Annotated in this window: 12 protein-coding genes and 2 pseudogenes; 1 reads left to right on the top strand and 13 read right to left on the bottom strand. The window is 57.1% G+C overall.

What is annotated here, in order from left to right:
- Positions 1-63: 63 nt before the first annotated feature.
- The 13 genes and pseudogenes from ACZ1HK_RS06930 to ACZ1HK_RS06870 all read right to left on the bottom strand — a co-directional run.
- Positions 64-1,664 (bottom strand): annotated as a pseudogene (locus tag ACZ1HK_RS06930) (type I secretion system permease/ATPase); the annotation flags it as partial.
- Between the two features lie 196 nt (positions 1,665-1,860).
- A complete protein-coding gene (locus ACZ1HK_RS06925) occupies positions 1,861-2,442 on the bottom strand; it encodes a calcium-binding protein (RefSeq protein ID WP_472628081.1) in 582 nt (193 codons plus the stop codon).
- Positions 2,399-2,536, bottom strand: a complete 138-nt coding sequence (locus ACZ1HK_RS06920; protein ID WP_472628080.1) for a hypothetical protein — start codon at positions 2,534-2,536, stop codon at positions 2,399-2,401. The genes ACZ1HK_RS06925 and ACZ1HK_RS06920 overlap by 44 nt, the downstream gene beginning before the upstream one ends.
- Positions 2,537-2,945: 409 nt before the next feature.
- Positions 2,946-4,148 (bottom strand): annotated as a pseudogene (locus ACZ1HK_RS06915) (calcium-binding protein); the annotation flags it as partial.
- A gap of 37 nt (positions 4,149-4,185) precedes the next feature.
- A complete protein-coding gene (locus ACZ1HK_RS06910) occupies positions 4,186-4,713 on the bottom strand; it encodes a calcium-binding protein (RefSeq protein WP_472628079.1) in 528 nt (175 codons plus the stop codon).
- Position 4,714: 1 nt separating this feature from the next.
- Positions 4,715-5,416 (bottom strand): calcium-binding protein, encoded by a 702-nt coding sequence (locus ACZ1HK_RS06905; RefSeq protein ID WP_472628078.1) that lies wholly within the window; start codon positions 5,414-5,416, stop codon positions 4,715-4,717.
- Positions 5,417-5,420: 4 nt separating this feature from the next.
- Complete coding sequence (locus ACZ1HK_RS06900) at positions 5,421-6,200, bottom strand: calcium-binding protein (RefSeq protein WP_472628111.1); 780 nt, start codon at positions 6,198-6,200, stop codon at positions 5,421-5,423.
- A gap of 92 nt (positions 6,201-6,292) precedes the next feature.
- The gene (locus tag ACZ1HK_RS06895) at positions 6,293-7,477 is read right to left on the bottom strand and encodes a DUF4214 domain-containing protein (protein WP_472628077.1); all 1,185 of its coding nucleotides are present in this window, start codon (positions 7,475-7,477) and stop codon (positions 6,293-6,295) included.
- Positions 7,478-7,499: 22 nt separating this feature from the next.
- On the bottom strand, positions 7,500-9,158 hold the full coding sequence (locus tag ACZ1HK_RS06890) for an FG-GAP repeat domain-containing protein (protein WP_472628076.1): 1,659 nt from the start codon (positions 9,156-9,158) through the stop codon (positions 7,500-7,502).
- Positions 9,088-9,627: a hypothetical protein gene (locus ACZ1HK_RS06885; RefSeq protein WP_472628075.1), complete on the bottom strand. Its 540-nt coding sequence runs from the start codon at positions 9,625-9,627 to the stop codon at positions 9,088-9,090. Before ACZ1HK_RS06885 ends, ACZ1HK_RS06890 begins: the two co-directional genes overlap by 71 nt.
- Positions 9,628-9,643: 16 nt before the next feature.
- Complete coding sequence (locus tag ACZ1HK_RS06880; RefSeq protein ID WP_472628074.1) at positions 9,644-11,182, bottom strand: hypothetical protein; 1,539 nt, start codon at positions 11,180-11,182, stop codon at positions 9,644-9,646.
- Entirely contained in the window at positions 11,166-11,699 is a 534-nt protein-coding gene (locus tag ACZ1HK_RS06875) for a hypothetical protein (protein WP_472628073.1), read from the bottom strand. Before ACZ1HK_RS06875 ends, ACZ1HK_RS06880 begins: the two co-directional genes overlap by 17 nt.
- Before the next feature lie 137 nt (positions 11,700-11,836).
- Complete coding sequence (locus ACZ1HK_RS06870) at positions 11,837-13,429, bottom strand: EF-hand domain-containing protein (RefSeq protein WP_472628072.1); 1,593 nt, start codon at positions 13,427-13,429, stop codon at positions 11,837-11,839.
- Positions 13,430-14,889: 1,460 nt separating this feature from the next.
- Here ACZ1HK_RS06870 and ACZ1HK_RS06865 point away from each other — a divergent pair.
- Entirely contained in the window at positions 14,890-16,524 is a 1,635-nt protein-coding gene (locus tag ACZ1HK_RS06865; RefSeq protein WP_472628071.1) for a ParB/RepB/Spo0J family partition protein, read from the top strand.
- Positions 16,525-16,747 lie beyond the last annotated feature (223 nt).

The following is a 16,747-nucleotide window of genomic DNA, read 5'->3' as shown; positions in this document are numbered from 1 at the left end:
GACCAGCTTGCTTCGTCCTTTTTCATGACAGACCTCCTTGCTGGGATTGTCGGCTACCAAACGCACATCGGCTGGGTTCTTCAACACCCGCGCAAGGACTTCATCGCGCAGACCGAAGGCTTGGGCCATCCCGTCGCGCAATACCAGCAGCTTGTCACATTGCTGGATTGCATTGGGTCGGTGCGCCATGATGATAACGCCAAGACCACGCTCCTTCATGCCCTGAACCGCATTGTTCAGCGCCTCTGACCCAGCATGATCGAGGGCCGAGTTGGGCTCATCCAACACCAGCAAACCGGATCCCCATAAAGCGCCCGGGCCAGCCCAACACGTTGCACTTGTCCACCCGACAGCATCGGACCGATACCTGAGACTTGCGTCTCATATCCATCCGGCAGAGCCCGGATCATTGTATCCGCATCCGCTGCTACAGCGGCCTTCGAGACCGCCTCCGCATCAGGCGCAGGATCGAGCCGCGCGATATTCTCGGCGATTGTCCCGTCGAACAGCGTCACGCTTTGCGGCAGATAACCGATCAGCTTTCCCAGTCGGTCCGGATCATATTGGTCCAGTGTCGCACGGTCGAGGCGTACGGACCCGCCAGATGGCTGCCACAGACCGGTAATTGCGCGGGCGAGGCTGGATTTGCCGGAGCCGGAGGGGCCGATCACGCCCACAGCTTCACCTGGCTCGACCCGGAAAGTCACTCCACGAAGAGTGGGAACTGTCGCACCCGGCGGCACAACTGACAGAGCAGCCACTTCCAGGGCTGCCGCCGGTCGCGGAAGATCAAGCCGAGGCGCAGGCTCAGGTTCATCCGTGAGCAGTTTGCTCAGCCGTCCCCAGCCACGCGCCGCTTCCGCGATCATGGACCATTGGCCAATTGCAAGGTCGATGGGCGCAAGGGCTCTGCCCATCAGGATGGATCCCGCGATCATAGCTCCAGCCCGCAACTCTCCCCTCAATACAAGTAGTGCGGCCAAGCCAAGGATTGCGGACTGCAGGAACAACCGAAGCGTTTTCGAAAGAGTCGAAAAACTACCAACCCTATCAGCCGCGCGCATTGACACGTTGAGTGCTTGTCTGCGCTGGCTATGCCAACGCGCGAAGGCCGCTTTCTGCATGCCGAGAGACCGGATAACTTCGGACTGGGATTGCATCTCACCGGCCATTCGATCCGCGACGCGCCCAGTCTCCGACGCCTCACCCAGCGGTTTTGCCGTTGTTTGGCGGTTGAGGATCGTCACAACGATCAGGACCGCCGCACCACCCAGTGCCAACCAGCCAAGCCATGCGTGGAAAATAAAGATCACTGCGATGAAAAGTGGCGTGAACGGCAGATCAAAGACGGCCATGAAAACAGGCGATGACGTCAGGCGCTGCACAGCGGCCAAGTCTGAGAGAGCCGTCTGGGCGCGTCCTGTCCGTTGCGCCTGCGCCAGGGCCGCCCGGAACACCCGCGCGTCAAACGCCTCCTGCAACTTTGCGCCATACCGCGCTGCCACACGGGCGCGCGCGAAGTCCAACAGGCCCATCATGACAAACAGGAAACCGACCAGCATGGTCAAAGCCAGAAGCGTCTCTTCGCTGCCAGAACCCAGGACACGTTCGTAAACCTGTAGCATGTACAGCGGACCGGTGAGCATCAGCACGTTTACAAACAAGCTGAAGAGCAAGACCGACCACAAAAGCCATGCGTTACTACGGCGGAACGCGGCAAGTTCGTCAGCCCCACCAAGTCTCGGTTGGTTCAAATGCCGTTCCTCAAATCATGGCCCAAACAGATCGTCCCAAGTGTAGACGGATCCATCTGCGAATTCGAAGCTCTCAATGGTGGTGGCTTCTAATCCGATCCGGACTTCACCCGAATCCATCCCATCGTCCCACCATAAACCGCTTCGCTATGCCGATGTCGGGGTTGGAATATGTTGTTGTGGAGAAGGTGAAGTCGCTCAACATCAGATCATCGAATACGATACGATCGGCAGTCCCATCTCCGACACCTTCATACTGCGTATGGACGAACAGCTTTCCGGAGTCCTTCTGGTAGTGATAGGTATCATCCCCGGAGCCGCCATACGCGTATTGCCAGCCACCAGCCCCCGCACCAACATCAATCGTATCGTTGCCAGACGAGCCCCAAATGCGATCGTCCCCGGCGCCACCGAACAGACTGTCATCGTCGTTCTGCCCGTTGATTGTGTCGTTGCCGCTTCCTCCGATGATCGTATCATCGCCATCGCGACCGTAGATCCTGATATCATCGGCAATCGAGGACGCGTCGATTTGGTCTGCGCTTAGATGGCTGGCATAGACAGATTCCACCCCCGTGAAGCCGGTCAGATCGATGATCTCAGTATTGTCGCGCGTGAAGAAGACTGAGTCCTGACCGCCACTGCTATCGTGCACGATATCGCCGACCGACGAGCTCGTAGCGATCATCGCCGTCGCCTCCCTCTAGGAGGTCGGATCCGTCGCCGATCAGCGTATCGTTTCCAGCACCACCCAGGAGCGTATCCGCGCCAAGATCCCCCATGATGCTGTCGTTGCCACCAAATTCCGTTGATCGTGTCACTGCCCGCTGTGCCGATGAGCACTTCGTTCGCTGCAGTTCCCACGATTGCCACGCCGCCGGCTGATTGCGTGTTCGCATCGATCAGGAAATCGTCCGCCGTGAGCGTCAACGGGTCGACGTTTTGAATAGTGATCGAATTCCCTGAATCATCAGTGATGATCGCGTCATTGCCGACAACCGCGATGTGGTTGGCAATGAGGTCGGTGAAATCATCGATCCCGGCCACATCGATCAGACGGATGCGCTCCAACGGATCGGATTGGTCAAAATCAGTGATGGTGTCATTGCCGAAATCACCTTCAAATCTGAATTCATCGGCAAAGAGCGTGTCCCCGCCAGTGAGCAGATCGTTGCCCGCTCCGCCATCTAGTGTGTCCGATCCGGCGCCTCCGTCAAGCGTATCATTACCGGCCCCGCCGAGGAGGATATTGGCCTCTGAGGAACCGGTGATCAGGTCGTCGAAGGCGCCGCCGATCACATTCTCAATAGAGTTGAACGTGTCGCCAGCCGCATCGCCGGTGTTGTTCGCCGCGTTGTTCAGATCGACGGTCACACCTGCCGTTGCCAAAGCATAGCTTGCCGCATCACGGCCATTGCCGCCATTCAAGACATCGGCGCCGACGCCTCCCTCGAGAATGTCATCATCATCATTTCCGTGGAGCGTATCGTTGCCCGCGTCCCCAACAATATGGTCTTGGACATGATTCAGGCCGTAGAGGTTCTCAGCGTTGGAGGTGCCCTGAACACGGGTAAGCGCCTCAATCTCGCCGGCATCCCAGACCGTGCCATCATCGAACAAAATGGCTTCGATGCCATACCCGTAGGAGGCATGATAGAAGTGATTGGTGACCGTGATTGCCTCCGCTGGATCTCCGATTGAGATGATCAAGTTGTTGGAGCCAGATGCTCTTGTGAGGGGCACATCAGAGGTGGACACACCGTCCAATCGCAGGACATCCACCTCAACAAGTGAAGCGCCGCCATCCGTGATGGTGTCGCTGCCGTCACCGACACGCCAAATGTAGGTGTCGTTGCCATTCTCACCTTTGAGAAGATCATCCCCAAGACCACCATCAATGATGTCGTTGCCGTTATGGCCACGCAGATGATCATTTCCCTCCAGGCCGATGAGATGGTCGGTGAATTGATTTGTTCCCGTGAGGTAGTCGTTTCCAGCGCCGCCGGTTACATGTGTGTGCTCTTGAATATCCGCATGCGACCAGGTCACGCCATCCGCAAAGACAATCCGTTCCAATCCCTGGCCAGGATAGGCGTCGCGGAACTGGTACTGTGAGGTGAGCACCTCTCCAGTGCTAACAATTGTGATTGTGATGTGGATCGACCCTTGCGCACGGCAGAGCATCACGTCATCGGACGCAACATCTAAGAGTTCGAGCGTGTCAACTTCCGTCGTAGAGGTGCCTCCGTCGAGGATCGTGTCGTTGCCATCCCCCTTGCGCCAAAGGTAGCGGTCTTCGCCATGGCCACCATTGGCGTAGTCATTGCCAGTGCCAGCGTCGATTGTATCATCACCATTTTGTCCATTGACTGTGTCATTGCCAGCATAGCCCAAATAGTGCTGCGCGAAGTGACCGTAGCCGGAGAGATTGTCATTGCCGGGCTGTGCCAACAACCGTGGTGTTGTCCACAATGTCAGCCAACGACCAGGTCACACCGTCGGCAAATTCGATGCCTTGAATGCCATAGCCGTTGTTCACGTTGTAGAACTGATGGCTGACCGTAATGACCTCACTTGTTGCAAGGATTGTCAGCGTCAACATATGGCTGCCTTGAGCGCGGGTCAGTTCGACGCCGTCGGACCCAACGTCCAACAGGCGCAGAATGTCGGCCTCAGCCAGGGACGCGCCGCCGTGATCAATCGTGTCGTTGCCGTCACCTGTGCGCCACAGATAGGTGTCGTTCCCATTGCCGCCATCTAGACGGTCTGCCCCCATTCCGCCGTCCAACACATCATTGCCGTTGTACCCACGAAGCGTGTCGTTGCCATCATAGCCAAACAGATTGTCTTGAAACCCATTGGTTCCGGCCAGGTTGTCGTTGCCAGGACCACCCTCAACACGAGTGTTCGCAAGAATATCTTGAAGGTCCCAAACCGCGCCATTCGCGAATTGGATCACCTCAATTCCTTCGGCCTGGATAGCTGTCATGGAATTGGTAGTTATCAGTGATGGTTTCGCCGGTGCTGAGAATTGTGATTGTAAGATGTTGCGAGCCATTAGCGCGTGTGAGTTGAACATCATCAGAGTTCACATCGACTAGTTCTAAACGGTCCAAATCCGTCGCTTGCGGTCCATTGGTTCCGTACGCCTCATGAATTGTGTCGTGGCCGTCGCCTTTGCGCCAAATGTAGGTGTCTGCTCCATGACCACCGCGGAGTAGGTCGTTTCCGTCTCCGCCATCAATCGTATCGTTGCCGCCATTGCCTTGAAGCGTGTCATTGCCTTCCAGACCCAGTATGTGATCGTGGAAACCCCAGCCTGCGAGGTTCTCAGCCACGGACGTCCCGGTCACAAGGGTCTGGGCGATGTCATTGGCGAGCACCTCAACAGTAACACCATCGCTAAAGGTCAGGAATTCGATGCCGTACGTGTGGTGGATGCCACTATTGGTTTGCCCGTTTTGCAGACTGTAGAACTGATTTTGCACCGTAATCGGCGCTCCATTCGCTCCCAGCACGGTTACAATCATATTGCTGCCGGACTGCGTGAGATCGACATCCGTTGACGCCACGTCGTTGAAGTCCAGCCCGTCGACCTCAAGCGCTGCTGTGCCGCCGTCATTGACGGTGTCTGCACCTTCGCCGCGCGACCAAAGGTACAAGTCACTACCGTGGCCACCTTGGAAGCAAGTCAGTGCCGAGACCACCAACCAGCAAGTCATTCCCGTTTTGTCCGGTGATCGTGTCGTTGCCCTCAAGACCAAAGTAGTTTTGGTCGAACTGACCCGCGCCGGAAAGGTTGTCGTTTCCGGCAGTACCGGTCATCGACGTCATGTCGACAACGTCCTCCATCGTCCAGCGCACGCCGTCGCCGAACTCGATGATCTCGACACCCCGTCCTTGCCCGGAGTTGTGGAATTGGTTTTCGACAGTGATGATCTCGCCGGTCGAAACGATTGTGATCGTTAGGTGGTAGCTGCCATGTGCGCGGGCGAGGGTTACATCCGAAGATCCAACATTGACCAATTCCAAGACGTCAGTTTCACCGATAGAAGTTGAGCCATCTCGTACAACATCGTTGCCGTCATTTTTCGACCATCGATAAACGTCATTGCCAGCTTGGCCGGATAGCAGGTCATTTCCGCTGCCGCCGACAAGCGTGTCGTTGCCGTTGTAACCATAGAGCGTGTCATTGCCGATACCAAGCCGGAGAAGATTGTCGTCTTGCTCGTGTGATCCCTGCACAAGATCGTTGCCGATACCGCCAGAAACGCTCCTGAACGCCGCAATGTCTTGAGGTGACCAGATTTCACCGTCGGAAAACTCAATCGAGAAATTCTCGCCGAACGAGTGATTTGCGGTTGAAACCCAGCGTTGCTCCCAATTACCGGTGTTGTTGTTCCAATAGGTCTCCCAGTAGGAGCCTGGTGTAGTAGCGATAATCATCAAGGACGATTTGTTCGCCTGTCGGCAGGATATCTATGACAAGATCTGCATTTCCGGAGGGCCGCGACAGGCTAACCTCCGACGACATGACATCAACCAGAATCAGGTCGATCTCGATCCTCCTCGGTGTAAGCATATTGGTTGAAGATCGTGTCGTTGCCGTCTCCTTGGTGCCACAGGAAGATGTCAGACCCATCGCCCCCATCGACGGAGTCGTCACCCAAGCCGCCCTCAAGCGTATCGTCCCCATCTAGGCCAGACAGGGTGTCGTCGCCATCAAGACCAGGCAATACATCGCCATAGGTGTTCGTGCCGGTCAGCGCATCGTTGCCACTGGTCGCAGCCAGGGTGATGCTCTCAGCAATTTGCCGCGTGTCCCATTCTTCACCGTCACTGAACACAATCCGCTCAATGCCTTCTGTCACGTAGGTGTCATGGAAATGGTCCGTGATCGTGATCATTTCGCCGGTGCTCACAATCGTCACGCGCAGATCTCGCGAGCCCTGGTCGCGGCTTAGCTCCACGTCGCTGGAGAGAACATCTGAAAGCACCAGCGTGTCGCTCTCAAGGCTTCCTGTGGCCCCTTCGTCGATGGTGTCGTTGCCGTCACCCTTCGACCAAAGATACGTGTCTGATCCTGCCAAGCCCGAAAGCAAGTCCGTGCCAGCGCCGCCGTCGAAAACGTCAATTCCAGCAGACCCGGAAAGCGTATCATTCGGGTTCAGCGTATCCGCGTCTCCAAGCACTTGATTGACGGGCTCGGATTGTGTCGCTTGATGGGCGTTGCTGGTTTCCAAATGTTCCGGGCTTTGGGCCAGCGAGGCCAAGAACTGTGCCTGCGTGATGTCACCCGATGCCAAGAGCCCGCCCCAGACCTGAAGCTCCTGCGCGTTCGGATCGCGCCCCACGGCATTTTGATAGGCCTGCGTGACTAATGCTGTGCCGGTGAGACCGGCCAGAGAGTTGTGCGCCTGGCCCGCGCCATGACCATTGCCGGTCAGGAGTTCCGCCACAAGATCCTCTGGGTTCGCTGTTCCTTCCAACAATTGCTCGGAGAGATAGGCAAGCTCCTGAGCGCTCGGATCACGGTCATAGACCACATCCACAAGGCTCTTCACGATGCCCTCGACATAGGCCTCATCCAGGAACCGCTCGAATTGCGCTGGGTTCATGATCACGTCGAAGTTGTTCGTCGAAAGATGCTTGTTGCCCGTCAGAACATGTTCGGCAGACCCAGCCAGCTCGACCGCCAGACCGGTGCGGTCAAGCGGGTGCATCGCGCCGGTCCAAGGATCAGGATCACTGTTCAAAGAGGCCAGGTTTGAGGCCGGGCTCCACCATGCTTGGCGGCCGACCATAGCTGTTCAGGAACAGTTGCGTGATGTATTCCGCGTCGGTCTGAGTGCCATAGCGGGTGTCGAACTCATCGCTAGTGCGCAAGTCATCGGCGAGAGCAGCTTTGTCCAAGGTGCCATCTGCGATGTACTCGATAAGGGTCTCATATTCAGTCGAGTCCGGATTGCGGTCGAGCACCGTATCGTAGATGCGCGCCGCCTCGGTGAAGATCTGACCCTTGGCCGCCTCATCCAGGCGCACCTCATGGGACGCAACGACTGTTCCGCCGGTGTTAATCTCCGTGTACGTCCAGGTCTCAATGCCGTCCGCGCCGATCTCATGGGTTGACGTTTGCCGAAATTGGGTGGTCGTGGACGCATAACTCCAAGTGTAACTACCTGATCCGGTTGGCGAATATTCTGTGGTCTCAAGAAAGGCGCTGCGCAGGGTTTCGACTGTCAATCCGTCGGCCGTTTGGGTGGTGACAAACGTGCTGTTCTCAGCGCCGGCTTCATTAAAGCTTGTGACTGTCTCAATTCGCTCGCCATCGGAGCCAATTTCAACAAGAGACTTGTGGTCCGCGCTTCCGTTCCCATCATAGTCAGAACGCGTCTCCGTGCGGCGCCCATCCGCACTGGTCTCAATAATGGTTTCCGCACGCAATGAGCCATCGGCATAGGTCGAGCGGATAGTCTCAGTCGTGCTGCCGTCGGCGTTGATGACAATGTCCTCGACCTGCGCGCCGTCGATCGTGCCATCGCCATCCACATCGTAGGTTGTCGTTGTGGTCAGCCCGTCTGCGGCAACGCTGCTCACTTGCTCATAGATCGTGCCGCCGGTTGGGCCGGTTTCCGTGAGCGTGGTGATTTGCGTGCCGTCCGCCGCGAAGGACGTTGCAACCGCACGGGTGAACTCCGCCGTGCCATCACCGTCGAGATCAAAGGTCGCAACCGTGGACAGTCCGTTGGCACTGGTTGTGCTTTGAATGATCGCATCGGGATTGCTGCCGGAGAGGTCAGAGTAGACCATCGAGACCGATTGATCCGCATTCACGACTTGGACCAGTTCCTGATCGTTGGCGCCGTCCCCGTCAAAATCAAACGTCGTGGTTTCGGTGCGGCCGTCTGCGCTCACCACCAAAGTGGTGCTATTGGCATGCTGAAAGCCCGGATCATAGTCCTGAACAATCTGCGTATAGCCGCCCTCCGCGCCGCGTGTGATTGTTGTGATCCGATCCGTCTGGCCATCGCCGTCGAGATCCGACGTGATTGTCTCAATCAGCCCATTGCCACTGATCGTCGCAAGCGAACTCGAGAGCAGCGCGCCATTCTCATCAATCGCTTGCGTTGCCGTCTCAATTGATCCATCCGCGAGATAGCTGGTGGTCGACACATTCGACACGTCGAACAGGCCATCGCCATCCAAGTCAATCTTGGCGCGCGAGACGAGCCCATCGGCACTGGTGAAGTATTCTTCGCGACCAAGAGAGACATAGTGCCCGTCGCGATAGGTCACGACCCGGTCTACCGACCCATCGGCGTTCAGCACCTTTTCATCGTGACTGAAGAGGCTCCACGCGGCCATCGCCATTGCGGTCATATTCCGTGCGGATATCAAGGCCATCGCCGCTTGTGGTTTTGGTCCAGATGCCCTCAAGCCCACCGCCAATCGAGTAGTGCGTTGTGGTCTCCGTGATGACGCCGTCAGCGCCCACAAGCGTGACGCGGACTGTATCCGCTACGCCATTGCCGTCTGCATCGATTGTCTCAGTGACAGTGTCGTCATCAGCACTCACCACACGCTCTGTACGCGCAATCAGGCTGGCATCACTCGAGAAGCTCTCGGAGACAAAGGTTTCGACGCCGTTTATGGCCAGCGTGGACGTCTCAGTCGACGAGAAGTCCACGACGCCGTCCCCGTCGACATCGGTGGTGGTCGTGACAAGCCGACCATCATCGGACGTCGTGACCACTTCTTGGTACGACAGTGTCCCATCGGCCGAGCGTGTTTCTTCTGTGACCGTTGTCGAGCCATCCGCGTTCAAAACAACGTCGCGGCTTTCCACCCGGTCAAAGACACCGTCGCCGTCCAAGTCAAAGCGCTCTTCATTAGAGAGCCCAGTCCCGTCGGCATAAGTCTCGGCTTCCGCTTGCGTGCTGCCATCTGGCGCGAGCCTGCGTTGTGGTGGAGGTGACGGACCCATCATCGGCCACAATGGTCACTGTCTGCTCATCCACCAACCCATCGCCATCGATATCGACAGCAGTCGTGACCTGCCGTCCGTCATCGCTGATTGTGACTTCGGTTCGACTGCGCAGCGTTCCGCCCGCATCGCGAAGCTCCGTTACCTCCACGGTCGAGCCATCAGCCATCAGCGTCGTTGTCGTGCTGGTGGTCAGGTCAAACGTGCCGTCTCCATCAGCATCCGTCGCCACGCTTGTGCCGAGGCCATCATCTGTGACAGTGGTCTCCGTCCGGCTGAGAATGGTCCCGTCACTCGCCAGCACAATCGCCAACGTCACCATCGCGCCATTGGCCGCATAGGTGGTTGTTGTGTTGGTGCGGCGGTCAAAGACGCCGTTGCCGTCAAAATCCTCTTCCAGAACCGTCGAGAAGCCATCGTCGCTGGTGGTCAGGACGGTCAGGGATTGCAGGGAGCCATCGCCGTTCTCGACGCGTGTCGTCTCGATCGTCGAGCCGTCCAGCGCGTAGCTGGTTGAGACTTCTGTGACCGTCTCGGAGATGGTGTCACCATCCGCATCACGCGTCGTGGTTGTGGTCAGCCCATCGCCGCTGATGGTGGAGGTGGCCGTTGAGGCAATGGATCCGTCCTCAAAATAAGCTGTCTCTGTGACCGTGACGGAGCCGTCGGCGGCCTCATTCCGCACGGTCTCAAAATCCGTGGCACCGTCCCCATTGCGATCTTCGGTGGTGGTCGTCTGCAGGCGGTCTGCGCTTTGCTGCACGACCACGCTCGAGAGCAGGGTCGTGCCATTGCCTGCAAAGCTCTGGACCGTCGTTGTGGTCGAGCCATCCGGGTTGTTAACCCGGACTTCCTGGTCGACCTGATCCAGAATGCCATCGCCGTCCGTATCGTATTCGATCGTCCGGGTCAGGCCATCCGCAGTGGAGATTGTCGTGGTCTCAGATCGAAGCGAATTGTCGCCATTCCGAACTGTCACCACTTGCGTGGCCACGCCCGCCCCATCCACCGTCGTCACATCGGACACACGCGTATCCACGTCGCCGTCCCCGTCCGCGTCCAGCGTGGTGTTGGTTGTGAGGCCGTCTGAGGAGGAGATACGGGTTTCTTCAGACAGAATCCGCCCGTCAGCCGCCCGCTCATAGCTCACAGCCGTCACTTCACCCGTCACACCATCCAGTGTGACGTCGTTCAGGATCTCGTCAGCATCAAACGCCCCATCGCGGTCCAGATCCACATGGGTGGTCGTCTCAATGAGATTGTCGGCGCGCCAGGTCTCGCTGGCGTAGCGCAGCGAGCCATCGCCATTCTGGATGGTCTGGGTCTGCGTGCGACTGCCATCCGTTGCAATGACAGTGGCATCCGTCTCGGTCACGTCGGCGCTTCCGTCGCCATCAATGTCCCGCGCGACGCTCTTGATCAGCGCATCAGCAGGACTGCGCATGCGTCGCATTCGCACGTAGAGAGCCATTTTGATTGAATGTATTGACCGTTGAGGTCGTCGATCCATCTGTGTTCACAACGATATCTGAGACCTGTGTCGTCTCAAATGCGCCGTCGCCGTCGGCATCCGTTGCGATTGTGCGCGTAGTCGTATCGGTGCCCGCATCGTAATCGAAACTCTCTGATCGCGTGTCGCGCAGAGAGGCATCTGCGTTGTGGCGTGTGGTGGTCTCGGAGCGGACACCGGTCACCGGATCCACCGAGATCACATGGGTCAGCGTGAACTCCACGGTCCCATCCGCATCCAAATCCCAGTCTTCTGTGCGGGTCAGGCCATCCGCGGAGACGGTTTCGTCAATGATCCGTTGTGCTGTCCCGTCTTGGGCCTTGTCGGTGATTGTGATGGTCAGGGCGCCGGTCACCAGATCCGTGACGCGCACTTCGATCTGATCGTACCAGCCGCCGCCGACGGAATCCCGTTCGATGGTTTCCGTGCGAGAGACGCCAGCCACTTCCACAATCGTCGTCTTCGTGGCTTCCAGCAGAATGCCCGTCGCGATATCCGAGCCGCGGTAGAGCCTTCTTGACCTTCTCGGTACCGCCGGTGACCGGCGTTACGGAGATCGTCTGCACGCGGTCCACAACGCCATCACCGTCATCGTCGTAGCGGTTGGTGGTCAGCGCGCCGCCCGGCGTGACCGTGCTTTCGATGGTGAAGGCGATGGAGCCATCGGCCGCATAGGCCATTGTTGTTTGCACGCGATCGCCCGTGCCATTGGTCGTCTCCACCTGCTCGACGTCGTAGCCCATCGCCTCGGATTGCAGGGTCAACTCGCCAAGCGTGTGCGTGGTTTGAACCAGTGTGTTCGGGTCCTCGATGGTGAAGGTTGTAGTGCCGGTGATAACCGATCCATCGGGCAGTTCGATCTGCGTGGCATTCCTCGGTCAGGTCGATCTCAACGATGTTCAGATCGTCCAGGGTCTGTGCAACCAGCGAGCCATCCGCCTGTGTCACCATCACCTTGAAATTGGCCCAACCGTCATCCGCCGCGGTCAGCTTGCCATCGCCGTTGGTGTCGAACACCGAGGCCAGCGCTTCGAGGTCTGAAGCTGCTGTTGGGTCCCATTCGGTGAAGACGAACTCGCGAGTGGAGGTGATTTGGCCATTGCCGTCCGCGTCGTAGAACAGAACGCCGTCGCCAGCGCCCGCCCAAGCCGTGCGGTTCAGCAGGCCGTCATTGGTTGAATCAACGTAAACGGTTGAGGCGTCGAGTTCAGTGACCGAGAGGCCGGTGCCGTCAAGGTCGAGGAGGATGGGTTTGGTCCTTTTGGAGGGGAGATCCGAGTTTGGATTGTGGGTGTAGCCGCCGTCGTCCTTGGAAGTTGAAGTTGCGAATTTCCAAGTGTCAGGCTTCGAGGTTTCTTTGCCATAGGCGCCCTCCTCAGTGGCCTTCCAATTATATGCAGCTTTGAACTCAGCACCCGATGCTGGAGCGTTTGCTCCAGACTTCTCGATCCTGCCCCCAAGATCTTCTAGTCTTCCCGTGGTAGGATTAAAGACGCCAAGGGACCCATTGGGAAGCTGACCGTACCTGACGCCGTTGACAACGACAGCAGGACTTTGGAAGTTCTCGGTCAGCAGCGTAACCAATGCCAGTCTTTGGTCAGTGGAGAGATATTGCGCATAGTCATCAACAATTCTCTCTATGGAATTGAAGCTGCCAGCAGTTCGATCAAAATCACTTAATACGATATCGATTGTATTAATCGCACTAATTACCACTGCCTCCTCAACAATACGCAGTATGTCGTTAACCTCGTTTTGGTTGAGATTGCCGAACAATTGACGAAGTTGAACATCTACTGCGATATCCGCATTTATGCCGCTAAGTATGTCACTTGCTGTATCAAAAATGCCAGTGGAGTGGTGCAATGTCTCGTGAATAGTCGTGACGATCACGTTGTCGAAGTTTTGCGCCGCTGATGTTGCCCGCGGATCAAAAGGGAACTGGTCGTTTATGAATATTTGTCCAGGAAAGTTCGTACGGTCAACCAAACCTCTTGGTGGGTTGGAGAATGTCAATCCAGACGACGAGAGTAAGTTTACCTCAAGCGAAATTCCTGAAAGCGTTGGATTTCCATTACGATCCAAGACGTCGTAAGAAAAATTCCCGGAAGAGATAACGCTCAAGGCGCTCCCAACGATCGTGGACTGCGTATCGCCATCTGCATCTAGAAAGTTCACCATCTAGAAAAAGCTCCCCATCGTAGTAAACGGCTCCGTCAACTAATCCAAAATAAACCTCCACACCGCCGACGGTAGTGAACTGAAATATGGCCATTCTGGAAAGTCTTTCCAGAGTCTCGTCGGCGCAAAATGCCGAAAAAACGCCGCTCCAATACAGTTCTGAATTCGGTGAATTCTCGCAATCATTGATGATCGTCGTGATTAACTGCTCGTCAAGCTCTCTGTCAAAACTAACCGCCGGATATTCCACTCCCAATATCGAGAGGCCATGCGAATAGTGCTCGGTGCGTCCGTATATGGAGCCTACCTGTGTTTGAGACGCCGATTGGTACGAATAGGTGCAGGGGTAGCCGATAGTACTTACATGATCTCTGATAGACCCCAACCTCAAGCGCACTGAGCTCTCAGCGCATAAGGTCCAAACCTCACTTCAACGGTCTCATCAAGCGGATAAATATTCGCACCGCAGTCCCTTGAGACAATACCCTGCAACAGACTCAATTCGACTATCGTACGCGCCTCGAGGTTTTGCGCCGCAACTTCCGATGGCAAAGCAAAGAATAGGAGGGACACGAAGAAGGCGTGCAAATGCGACAATTTGCGCCTCAAGATCCTACTGAAAATATCGGCATACATAACAGCCTTTTCTCTCCGTATGTGAAAAACCAAAAAATACTCTTCAGTTCGTACTTGGCATGGTACTCTCAACGCTGTTTTACGAGGATCGCTGGCTTTGATCGCCATGATCCCACGTTGGTTTGAAGAAGTGCAAGAACCTTCGATTTGTTGATGTATCGAGACACTTGATGCTCGCCCTTCCAATTCATGCTTCTGGAACTTTCCCCTAAGCTCCGTATAACAGAACGTTGTTCTTTTGCTCTGCATCGAAAAAGAGGGTTCACCCGTCGAATGCCAAAAAAACTACGGAGGCAAGGGGTGAGTGTAGTTCACAATGATTCCTCTAGACGAAAGCATCAATTGCGCGACGCGAGCCTCAATCACTTTGAACTGTGGCCTGATGAAGAAATGAAGTCAATCGCTCGCCCCATGGGACTGCCGAACTCGCTCAAACCAGCCAATATCTTCAAATCCTTTCGCAACCCGCCCACACCCCCGGAAATCAGATCTTTCCCGAAGCCAATTCCTGAGCTATCAGCCCGCTCTCGAACGCCGTCTCACTGATTGCCGAATTCGCTCAACCACCCTTGTGCCACCCCGCTTCACCCGCCTCAACCGGCAAGCGCCGCTGCGCGTCGGTCGGGCTGCAAACCCTCGGTTCCTCCCACGCCCGCTTTCGCGTCCGCGGGTCCCTCCCAGGCTTTGCAGGCCCGGCCCGGTTGACCCTTGCGTCGCGGGTCGCAGGGCAGGCTTTGCCCACCCTGCTCTGGCTTTGAAAGGGCGAGGCCCTTTCAGCCAGATCAGGCGGGCCTCTCCATTCAACTCAAAGCCGGGAGGCCCAGATGAAAGACCAACAAGACACCCAAATCCAGATCGAAACCGTGCCGTTCGAGCAGTGCGTCCTGTCTGACCTCAATCCCCGTCACGTCATTGACGAAGCAAGTATCGAAAAGTTGGCGGACAATATTCGAAGCCTAGGCCTGATCCACAACTTGGCAGGACTTCGACAAGACGACGGAACGATCGCCATTGTGGCAGGTGGCAGACGTCTGCGCGCCTTGGCGCTTCTGCAAGACGATCCGCGTTTCCAAACGATTCCAGTCCAAATCGCGCCCGATGAAGAAATAGCGCGCCAGTGGGCCGCTGCAGAAAACCACCTCCGCGCACAGTTGCACCCCGCCGACGAGATCGAGAACTACCGCGCCCTGTCAGACGCGGGCGCGCATGTGCCAGAGATCGCCTTGGCCTTCGGCGTGAGCGAACGCCATGTCTACCGTCGATTGGCATTGGCGGGTCTGGCCAAGCCAGTGCTCGCGGCTCTGCGTGCCAATGAAATCTCCCTCGGGATGGCGGCGTGCTTCACTGTCGCGAATGACGCGGCGCGGACCTTGGAGGTTCTCGAGCACGTGCGGGGCCAAGCGACAAGTGAGCGCCAGATCAAGAGCATGTTGCAGCCGGAAGCCGTGAGTAGCGGAGACCGACGTGCGGTTTTTGTGGGAAAGGCGGCATATTTCGAGGCCGGCGGGCGCATCACGGCGGACCTCTTCGCGGAGTGCGATTTCTGGCATGATGTCGACCTCCTGCAGCGGCTGTTCGAGGAACTCTTGGCGGAGGCTGCGGAGGCCGCTCGGGTGTCCGAAGGCTGGCTCTGGTGCGATATCGAAACCGCGCCGTATCTGGGTTGGTATGAAATCGAGGCCCGGAAATGCGCGCGGCTTTATCCGGAACCGGGTGTGTTGGACGAGGAGGAAGAAGCCCAGTTGGAGACGCTCCACGCGCAGGCTGAAACGGACGATCTGAATGACGAAGACTGGGGGCGGCTGTCGGAATTGGAGGCCAAGGCCGAGGGCACCTTTACCGATACTCAGATGGCCCATGCCGGGCTCGTCTGCTACATTGACCACGACGGGGTTTTGCAGACATGCAAAGGGTTTGTTCGGCCAGAAGACAAACCCGCAGCGACGGAAGCCGGAGTGCTGGCGACTTCACAGCACGTGGTCACGCCCAAAGAGCGCCGTGTGATCTCGGCGGCATTGGCTCGAGATTTGGAGGCGGTCGAGCGCGGTGCACGGCAATCGGCTGCACTGGAGCGCCCGGACCTCCTGCTGGATTTGCTTGCGTTTCAGTTGTCCGGACGTGCGGGTTACCATCGGCCACTTGCGCTGCGCAGCGACCCAGTTCAGTTCATTCCATCTACGGATAGCGGGTACGAAATCGACGCGAAACTCGGGCAGGAGGTTCGTGAGGCCGAGCGCGACGGAGATGTAGTCGCTGCTTTCAAGCGGTTCCGCAAGCAGTCCAAGGCCAAGCGGCGAGATTGCCTTGTCCGCTCGCTGGCGGCTTTGGTCGATCCGGTTGGTCGAGACATGCCTGACTTGATTGATAAGGCGATCAAGCTTGATGTTCGGCAGTACTGGACGCCAACCGCAGAGAACTTCTTCGCTCGAGTGCGGTCCAGCCATCTGGACACGCTGTAGCAGCACTTCTTGGACTTGGGCGATGGGCGACCAAGCCTTGCGAGCTTCAAGACCCTGAGCAAACGCGAAAAGGCCGGTAAGTTAGAAGCGCTTGTCGCGTCCACGGAAACGCAATCGGCGCATGGTATGAACGCAGAGCAACAATCGGCTTTGTCTGTATGGTTTCCCAATTCCGGCGATTGATCAAACAAAAGGAAAAGAGGCGGTCTACACCGACCGCCTC

It is taken from the genome of Gymnodinialimonas sp. JB5-7, from assembly GCF_055693405.1.
Note: the sequence above shows the minus strand (reverse complement) of the source record. Positions and strands in the feature narration are given on the sequence as shown.

Excerpts from the sequence above, each read along its gene's own strand:
- ACZ1HK_RS06925 (WP_472628081.1), bottom strand. The coding sequence starts at position 2,442 with ATGATCGCTACGAGCTCGTCGGTCGGCGATATCGTGCACGATAGCAGT.
- ACZ1HK_RS06920 (WP_472628080.1), bottom strand. The coding sequence starts at position 2,536 with ATGGGGGATCTTGGCGCGGATACGCTCCTGGGTGGTGCTGGAAACGAT.
- ACZ1HK_RS06900 (WP_472628111.1), bottom strand. The coding sequence starts at position 6,200 with ATGATTATCGCTACTACACCAGGCTCCTACTGGGAGACCTATTGGAAC.
- ACZ1HK_RS06895 (WP_472628077.1), bottom strand. The coding sequence starts at position 7,477 with ATGCACCCGCTTGACCGCACCGGTCTGGCGGTCGAGCTGGCTGGGTCT.
- ACZ1HK_RS06890 (WP_472628076.1), bottom strand. The coding sequence starts at position 9,158 with ATGGCCTTGATATCCGCACGGAATATGACCGCAATGGCGATGGCCGCG.
- ACZ1HK_RS06880 (WP_472628074.1), bottom strand. The coding sequence starts at position 11,182 with ATGCGCAGTCCTGCTGATGCGCTGATCAAGAGCGTCGCGCGGGACATT.
- ACZ1HK_RS06870 (WP_472628072.1), bottom strand. The coding sequence starts at position 13,429 with ATGGTGAACTTTCTAGATGCAGATGGCGATACGCAGTCCACGATCGTT.
- ACZ1HK_RS06865 (WP_472628071.1), top strand. The coding sequence starts at position 14,890 with ATGAAAGACCAACAAGACACCCAAATCCAGATCGAAACCGTGCCGTTC.